The sequence below is a fragment of the Moraxella sp. K127 genome (genome assembly GCF_015223095.1).
Taxonomy (GTDB): Bacteria; Pseudomonadota; Gammaproteobacteria; order Pseudomonadales; family Moraxellaceae; genus Moraxella.
Window position 1 is genome coordinate 1 of the sequence record NZ_JADFBZ010000075.1, and the last position, 8,632, is coordinate 8,632.

At 43.0% G+C, this 8,632-nt stretch carries 8 protein-coding genes; 6 read left to right on the plus strand and 2 right to left on the minus strand.

Translation table 11 applies throughout. The annotated features are described in order from the left end of the window. Positions 1–367 precede the first annotated feature (367 nt). Positions 368–1,447, minus strand: coding sequence for a 3-deoxy-7-phosphoheptulonate synthase (locus IM753_RS12275; RefSeq protein ID WP_194092693.1), 1,080 nt, complete (start codon positions 1,445–1,447; stop codon positions 368–370). Positions 1,448–1,652: 205 nt separating this feature from the next. On the opposite strand from IM753_RS12275, the gene IM753_RS12280 reads away from it, so the two are divergent. The 4 genes from IM753_RS12280 to IM753_RS12295 all read left to right on the plus strand — a co-directional run bounded on the left by IM753_RS12280 (position 1,653) and on the right by IM753_RS12295 (position 4,315). Beyond that, positions 1,653–1,895 (plus strand): type II toxin-antitoxin system RelB/DinJ family antitoxin, encoded by a 243-nt coding sequence (locus tag IM753_RS12280; RefSeq protein WP_194092692.1) that lies wholly within the window; start codon positions 1,653–1,655, stop codon positions 1,893–1,895. Further along, positions 1,895–2,218 (plus strand): type II toxin-antitoxin system RelE/ParE family toxin, encoded by a 324-nt coding sequence (locus IM753_RS12285; RefSeq protein WP_194092691.1) that lies wholly within the window; start codon positions 1,895–1,897, stop codon positions 2,216–2,218. The genes IM753_RS12280 and IM753_RS12285 overlap by 1 nt, the downstream gene beginning before the upstream one ends. A 61-nt stretch (positions 2,219–2,279) precedes the next feature. Continuing rightward, positions 2,280–3,275, plus strand: coding sequence for a polyprenyl synthetase family protein (locus IM753_RS12290; protein WP_255518676.1), 996 nt, complete (start codon positions 2,280–2,282; stop codon positions 3,273–3,275). Between the two features lie 182 nt (positions 3,276–3,457). Beyond that, positions 3,458–4,315 carry an EamA/RhaT family transporter gene (locus IM753_RS12295; RefSeq protein ID WP_194092690.1) on the plus strand — a complete coding sequence of 286 codons (858 nt, stop codon included), beginning with the start codon at positions 3,458–3,460 and terminating at the stop codon, positions 4,313–4,315. A 62-nt stretch (positions 4,316–4,377) separates the two neighbouring features. Here IM753_RS12295 and IM753_RS12300 read toward each other — a convergent pair whose 3' ends face one another. Continuing rightward, positions 4,378–5,634: a WG repeat-containing protein gene (locus IM753_RS12300; RefSeq protein ID WP_194109409.1), complete on the minus strand. Its 1,257-nt coding sequence runs from the start codon at positions 5,632–5,634 to the stop codon at positions 4,378–4,380. 105 nt (positions 5,635–5,739) lie between these two features. Here IM753_RS12300 and IM753_RS12305 point away from each other — a divergent pair, with 105 nt between their 5' ends. Both IM753_RS12305 and IM753_RS12310 read left to right on the plus strand, forming a co-directional pair. Then, positions 5,740–7,773 carry a UvrD-helicase domain-containing protein gene (locus IM753_RS12305; protein WP_194109410.1) on the plus strand — a complete coding sequence of 678 codons (2,034 nt, stop codon included), beginning with the start codon at positions 5,740–5,742 and terminating at the stop codon, positions 7,771–7,773. A 52-nt stretch (positions 7,774–7,825) separates the two neighbouring features. Next, entirely contained in the window at positions 7,826–8,380 is a 555-nt protein-coding gene (locus tag IM753_RS12310; RefSeq protein WP_194092687.1) for a thioesterase family protein, read from the plus strand. Positions 8,381–8,632 lie beyond the last annotated feature (252 nt).

Consider the following 8,632-nt stretch of genomic DNA (forward strand, 5'->3'; position numbering starts at 1 on the left):
CCTGATCGGCTTTGAAGGATTATTGACAAGTTTTGATCGTCGGTAAATTGTTTGATATTAGGGTGTGTTGAACCTTTATAATTGGTAAGGTGCGTACTACGCACCAAAATTACAATTAAATTTATTTTTAAAAGAAATTGATTAAAAAATGATTTTAATGATAATATTTTGAAAAATTGAAAAATTGAAAAATTGAAAAATTGAAAAATTGAAAAATTGAAAAATTGAAAAATTGAAAATTGAAAATTGAAAATTGAAAATTGTAAGGGCGAATATAATTCGCCCTTACAATTTTAAAAAATAATTTCCTAAAAATCAATAAGTTGAAATTTTTAGTTGAGATTGAAGTAATGATTTACCTTATTTATCAACGATTTGGCAAATATTCTTTGACATCTTTGGCAAATTGACGTAACACGTTCACCGTGCTGTCCCAATCCAAGCAACCGTCCGTTACCGATTTGCCATATTCTAATTGGCTTAGGTCGGCAGGGATATTTTGGCGACCGCCTTTTAGGTGGCTTTCAATCATGAGACCCATGATAGATTTGTTGCCTTTTTGGATTTGTCCTGCGATATTTTGGATAACCATGGGCTGTAAGTAGGGGTCTTTGCCAGAGTTGGCGTGGCTTGCGTCCACCATGATTTTGCCGTTGGTTTTGCCACGGGCAAGCTCGTTTTCGGCGGCGGCAATGGCAGTTTCGTCATAGTTAGGCTGGTCGTTACCGCCACGCAGTACCACATGAGCGTATTTATTGCCTTTGGATTTGATGATAGACACTTGCCCGTCTGATGATAGTCCCAAAAAGCTATGCCCTGATTTTACCGCTTGCATGGCATTTACCGCCACGGTCATGGAGCCGTCTGTGCCGTTTTTGAAACCGACAGGGCAGGACAGACCGCTTGACATTTCACGGTGGGTTTGTGATTCGGTGGTTCTGGCTCCGATTGCCGACCAGCTAATCAAATCCTGCATATATTGGGGGGTGTTGGGGTCAAGGGCTTCGGTGGCACAGGGCAAGCCTTTTTCGTTAAGCTCCAACAGTAGCTTACGAGCCATACCCAGCCCTTTTTCGATGTCAAAACTGTCGTCCATGTTCGGGTCATTGATAAGCCCTTTCCAGCCTGTGGTGGTGCGTGGCTTTTCAAAATACACACGCATGACGATAAATAGCTCGTCTTTTAGCTCTTCTGCCAATACTTTTAATTTGTCCGCATACTCATGGGCGGCATCGACATCGTGGATAGAGCAAGGGCCAACGACAACCAAGATACGCTTGTCCACGCCGTCCAAGATGTCTTCGATGACCTTGCGACCGTGTAACACGGTGCTAAATGCTTGGCTAGATAGGGGGTAGGTGCGTTTTAGTTCGGCGGGGGTGATTAGGGGTGTGATTTTTTCAATATTCACATCATCAATTTCTGTATGGTGGGTTAAAAATGACATAATACCTGCCTGTATTCGTGGGTTTGGTCAAAGGGGTATTATGCACAGTTTTACACCGTTTGACAAGATAAAAAGTGAGAAAAAGGGCAAAAATTTTAAAAATAGTTTATGGGTTTTGACAAATTGATAATTTATGGTTATTCTTGCAAGATAAAAAAGTTGTGTTATAATTGTATTGACAAATTTATAGACAAATAGGTGTATTATGGCAAATATCGTGGCTCGTGTGGACGATGACCTAAAAACCCAATCCTTTTTGGCATTGCAAGAGCTTGGTATGACACCGTCCGAGCTTATCCGCCAAACCTTGCAATACGTGGCTTATCACAAAAAATTGCCCTTTAAAACGGTGGTTTTGACTGATGAAGATAGCGAGCTTTTGGCCCTTGCCAAAGAACGCCTTGACAATCCTGCCCCACGCATTAAAGTTAGTTTGGACGAACTTTAATGTATGAATTAGAATTTGACGAGCGGGCTTTAAAAGAATGGCAAAAGTTAGGCGACACCATAAAAACGCAGTTTAAAAAGAAACTGGCTAAGGTGCTACAAAATCCACACATCATCGCCAATCGCCTAAGCGGTGGACAAAATTTGTACAAAATCAAATTACGCTCGGTAGGTTATCGCCTTGTGTATCAAGTTGAAGATGATAAAGTGGTGGTGTTTGTCATTGCGGTGGGTAAGCGTGAGAAAAATGCCGTCTATGACACTGCCGAAGAACGGCTTGCCGAACGCCAATCGGACAATCAAGATACGCAACCTACCAAATAACGCTTTTGCCCAACGCCCCCAAATGTGCTATCATAGCCCCATTTTAGTTTTGAGAATGACAATGACCACGCCCACTTATTCTGAGATTTTATCTGTTGTTGCTGATGATTTTGCCGTCATGGACAAGCAGGTTTTTGGTTCGCTAAATTCCAAAGTTCAGCTCATCATGAAAGTATCCGACCACGTCATCAACGCAGGCGGTAAGCGTATGCGACCTTTGATGACCCTGCTCATCTCACGCATGATAAAGGACGAGCAGTACCAGCCAAGCCTAGAACTTGGGGCGATTACTGAGATGCTCCACACCGCCACGCTCGTGCATGATGATGTGATTGATGAATCTGGCATGAGACGGGGGCGACCGACCGCCAATGCCACTTGGAACAACGCCACGGCTGTACTGGTGGGTGACTATCTTATCGCTCGCTCGTTTAACCTTTTGACAGGGTTTGGCGATATGACGCTATTAAAACTGTTCTCGGATGGGACGTGCGACATTGCCGAAGGCGAAGTTTTGCAACTGCAACATCAGCACAACATTGAAACGACCGAAAGCGACTATCTACAAATCATTGATGGCAAGACTTCACGGCTTTTTATGATGGCGTGTGTGGGTTCGGCTCTACTGCATGGCAAGCATGATGATAAGGAATTGCTTGCCAATTTGTCCGATTTTGGGCAACATTTTGGCAATGCCTTTCAGATGATTGATGACGTGCTGGATTTTATGGGCGACAGCCAAACAATGGGCAAAAATCTAGGCGATGACCTAGCCGAGGGTAAGCCGACCCTGCCGATTATCAAAACTTTAGAAATCCTAAAACAGACCAATAGCGATGACTATGACAAACTAAGAATTGCCGTACAAACGGGCAAAACGGACAATGCCGAGACGCTCATCGGCTTGGTGAAATCATCAGGGGCGTTGGAATACTGCAAAAATCGGGCGTTGGACGAAACTCGCCTTGCCCAAACAGCTCTCATGAAACTGCCTGATAACAAATACCGCCATGCGTTGTATCAATTGACGGAGCTTGCGAGTGCTAGATTGGTGTAATCGGTTGATTGGACGTGTAGGGGCGAATCACATTCGCCCTTATTTATGTGTGAATGTATAAAAGTGCAAATATGTACACTAAAAATCTTGACAAAAATCAAATCAATATTATAATATCACGTCATTTGTAACAAAATATTTCAAATTTAACCGCTCATTTTAATAAGCGTGATAGGATAATCATGATTTTTCTAATTTCCGCCATTTGTGCCAGTGTTTTGGTGTCTATTTTTTTAAAAGTGGCACGCCGTCAAGGTATTGACATCTCCCAAGCCATTTTGGTGAATTATATCACCGCCATTATTTTATGTATTTTTTTATTAAAGCCTAGTGTTAATATTGGCGAAATTATGGCAAATGGGGCGTTTATTGTCATCGCCTTGGGCGTGCTATTGCCAAGCGTGTTTATCATCATGGCAAAGGCGGTGCAACTCGTTGGCATTGCCAAATCAGACGTGGCACAGCGTTTGGCGTTATTTTTGCCGATATTGGCATCATTTACCATTTTTGGCGAAAGTTTAACACTTGCCAAAGGTATGGGTATTATTTTAGCCTTTTCATCTTTAATCGCCCTAACTTATAAACCCAACCATGCCAAAACGGATAATTCATTAAATATCAAAAACACCGCCCTGATATTAGGTGGGGTATGGGCAGGCTATGGCGTGATTGATATTTTATTTAAACAAATGGCAAAATTGGGTAATGCCTTTCCTAATACCTTGCTTGTCAGTTTTATATTGGCATTTGTCTTGTTATTTATTTATTTAATCATTAATAAAACCAAATGGCAAGGTAAAAGTTTGATTAGTGGGATTTTACTGGGTGCATTAAACTTTTTTAATATTTTATTTTATATCAAAGCTCATCAAGCCTATAAAGATGACCCAACCTTGGTATTTGCCGGCATGAATATCGGCGTGATATGTTTGGGGGCGGTTGTGGGATTGTTTATTTTTAAAGAAAAAATCTCAAAAATCAACGGCATGGGGATTATTTTGGGTGTGTGTGCGGTGTGGTGTTTGTTTTATTTAACATAGGTGTGGATATATATCAGAATTTATAAAAAACGCCAATATCACGATTGGCGTTTTTTATCGGATTAATAGTTAATGCTAACTTCGCCTTCTACCCCGTCTTTTAGGGTGTAGATTGTGCATTGGCGTGGTTGATTGTTATTTTTTGGAAATAAGTCAAAAGGCATAAAGCACATTGGCGAGATTTTAACGTTGTCATACACCAAAGGCAATACAGATGAGCCTGTACGTCCAACAACACCAAATTTACCGTCCTTTATGACGATAATCAGATGAGTAAAGAGGTCTGATTGTATGTTATCATAGATAAGGGGAATGACGGCTTTGCCTGTTTTATCAATCGCCCCGAGCTGTATTTTATCGCCGGACTTTTTGCCAACAAAGGCAATGGGTTCGTTATTGATGCTGGGGTTTGTTATGGCTTTGATTTTTAAAATGGGTGCATAAAATGGCAAAGCAAAATCATAATCTAGCCCACTCACCAATTTGCCCGTTTTATCAATAAAGCCGTATTTGTCATCTTTGACCACCAAAGACAGCTCATCGGTAAATCCATAAATAAAATCATAATCTAAACCAAAATCAACCATGACATGATATGGCTTGTCAAAATCAATGCCATGATATTGGTCGGTGGTAAATTTTATCATGCCCCATTTGCCATTTTTGGAGACAGGTAAAATGCCTTGCTCTATTTTACCGTGTTTATCATATTCAAAAGGTAAGATGACTTCGCCTTTGTCATCATACATGCCATATTTACCTTGTTTTTTGGCAAAATAAGCAGATTTGCTTCTATGTGCTTTAATGACACTTACATCATGTAATTCATCATTTGTCAGGTCAATAACGACTTTGCCGTTTTCGTCAAGCACGCCAAAAAGCCCTTGTTTTTTGACGATATAATGCGAATCTTGTCTTATTATGTCATCATAAACCGTATCAATGATGACTTTGCCATCCCTGTTAATCACGCCATATAAATCTGATTTGACAACAATCATGGAAGTGCCATTAAATTTTTCAATCTCATCATAAATGGGCTTGATGACAACGTTACCCTGTGCGTCTTGATAGCCGTATTTGTGCGTGATGGGGTCTTGTATGGAGATAAGCTCATGATGATGGGCGTTGGCACGTTGTAATGCCCGTTGTTCTAGTCTTATTTTAGCTTCCATTTGAGCTTTGAGTTCATCTTGGCGTCGGGCTTCTGTTTGGCTTGGGGTTTTGTCTTGGGGTGGCGTGGTGTTGGCATAAGATGAATTGACCAAAATCATCATGGTAAATAAGGATTTGGCAAAAAGTGTGGGGCGTGTTGTCATGGCAGTTTTTCCATAAAAATATTAGGGTATATTTTACCACAAACTTTTGCCCAATTTGTCAAAATCCATTATAATAGCCAACCATTTGCCCGAAGAATTTAGATTATGAGCCAACTAAACCCCCGCCAACAAGAAGCCCTAGCCCATGTTTCAGGCCCTTTGCTCGTTCTGGCAGGGGCAGGGTCGGGCAAGACATCGGTCATCACCCAAAAAATCGCTCATCTTATCCAAAACTGCAACACGCCTGCCGAGCGTATCACGGCAATGACCTTTACCAATAAGGCGGCAAGGGAGATGAAAGAGCGTGTCAAAAAGCTCCTGCCAAGCGAGAAAACTCGTGGGCTGACGGTGTCTACGTTTCACCAGTTTGGCTTGCAGTTTTTGCGGTATGAACTCATTAACACGCCCCTAAAAGGTAATTTTAGTATCATGGACGCCGATGACAGCAAACGCCTGCTTGCCGAGCTAATGGTGCGTGATAACCTATCAGGGGCGGAGCGTGCGGACATGGTGGGTAAGGCGATTAAGATGATTAGCGACTGGAAAAATGACCTAGTCGCCCCCGAAGATGCCGAGCGGACACTGACCGACCCCGAAGATGTGATTTTTGCTCACCTGTATGGACTCTATGAGCGGAATTTGCGAGCGTATAATGCGGTGGATTTTGATGATTTGATTGTCCTGCCTGCTCGCATTTTAAAAGAAAATGAGCGAGTGCGTGAAAAATGGCAAAACCGCATTCGCTATCTGCTCGTGGACGAGTATCAAGACACCAACACCGCCCAATATGAGCTTATCAAGCTACTGGTGGGTATTCGGGCAAGGTTTACGGTGGTGGGCGATGATGACCAATCTATCTATGCGTGGCGTGGGGCAAAGCCTGAAAACATGGCGTTATTAAAGCAGGATTTCCCCAATTTGCACGTTGTCAAGTTAGAACAAAACTACCGCTCGACCAACCGCATACTGGCGTCTGCCAATGCTGTGATTACCAATAATGAGCATATTTTTGAAAAATCGCTGTGGTCGGACAAAGGGCATGGTGAATTAATCCGTGTGTTAAGCTCGCCCGATGATGGGGTGGAAGCGGAACGGGTGGCAAAAGAGATAGTAACGCACCGCCTAAGACATAACAACTCATGGGAGCAGTATGCTGTGCTGTATCGCTCTAACTTTCAGGCTCGGGTGCTAGAGGCTGAACTGCGTTCATTGCAGGTGCCGTATAAGCTCTCGGGTGGTACGTCATTTTTTGCTCGCACGGAGATTAAGGACGTCATGAGTTATTTGCGGATTATTCTAAATCCTGATGATGATGCGGCATTTTTGCGGATTATCAACACGCCCAAGCGTGGCATGGGTTCGGCAACCCTAGAAAAGCTCGGACTGTTCGCCCAAGAACACAGCCTATCGCTACTGTCCGTCTGCTCTCATGCAGGGCTAAAATCGGCGGTGGGGGCAAAGGCAGGGGCGACCCTTGCCAGTTTTGGGGAGTTCATCGAGCATTATACCCGTGAGCTTTATGATAACCCCGACCCCATGCCACTGGTGCGTCAGATGATTATGGAGACGGGGTATATTGACTACATCAAAGAAGACAGCAAAACGCCCCAACAAGAAAAAAACCGCCTTGACAACATCGAATCCTTGTACTCGTCCATTCATGCACTCATTGACCGTGCCGAAGATGATGATGAAAAAAGCATTGAAGCGGTGATTCGTAAGCTTGTGCTACTAGACATGCTAGAACAACAGCAAGAAGAAGAAAATACCAACAAAGTTAATCTCATGACCCTGCACGCGGCTAAGGGGCTTGAATTTGATTTTGTGTATATCATTGGGGTCGAAGAAGACATCTTGCCACACCGTAACTCTATCGTCTCGGAGACGGTCGAAGAAGAACGCCGTCTCATGTATGTGGGTATCACACGGGCAAGGCATGAGCTGACCTTGATGTACGCCCAAAAACGCAGGGCGGGCAAAGAGTATCGCCAGACCACGCCGTCACGCTTTTTGGACGAATTGCCAAGCGACCATATTGATTATCCTGCCAAACGCCAAAAGTCTGCCGACCCGAACAAGGTTGCCACAGACTATTTGGCAAACATTCAAGCAATGCTTGCCGCCAAACGTAAAGGCTAATCGTTTATCATTTTACCCATCGTTAATCTATTTATAAAAATCTGAGTATGTCATGTATCCATTTTTACGCCTAACCCAAAACATCATCAGTAGTGCAACCGCTTACCACAAAAGCAAAAAGTCAGGCACGGTGCTTGGTCTGACTGACACGACCGAGTATTGCTTTACCGCCAATGTGAATGACATTGATAACTTCTTTGAGATGAACAATGGGCGGATTTTGACGTTGTTTGACCTAGGGCGTAATGACTTTGCCATTCGCACAGGTCTGGGCAAAAAACTTGTACAAAAGCGGTGGGGCTTGGTGGTGGCAGGCAGTACCATTCAGTATCGCAAACGTGTGCGACTCTTTGATAAAGTGCTGATGAAAACTCGGGTATGTGCCATTGATGATAAGTGGTTCTACATGGAGCAGACGATGTGGGTTAAGGGTAAATGCACTTGTCATGCACTGCTTCGTACGGCAGTGACCAACTTTATGACGGGTAAACCCATACCGACCGCACAGGTGCTGTCATCGCTTGGCTATGATGGGGTGAGCCTACCGCCTGATGAATGGGTGCAAGCGTGGATAGATGCGGACAAACAGCGGCCGTTTCCGCATTAAATATCAGCAAACCTTTTAAAAGGCTTTATAAAACATATACACCCAAGAAACTTTAAAATTACTACAAATGCAATAAATCTCTTTCCAAACTAAAAATAAACCCTTATAAGTATTGGGGTTGAAGTTTTTAAAAATCCATAAAAATCAGGGTTTGTAAAGAAGTCTAATGATGTCTGGACGTAGGGGCGTGCTGAGCACGCCTTGTATAGTAATATCAAGTTGGTTGGGTGTAATACATAAAAGGGGATAGAT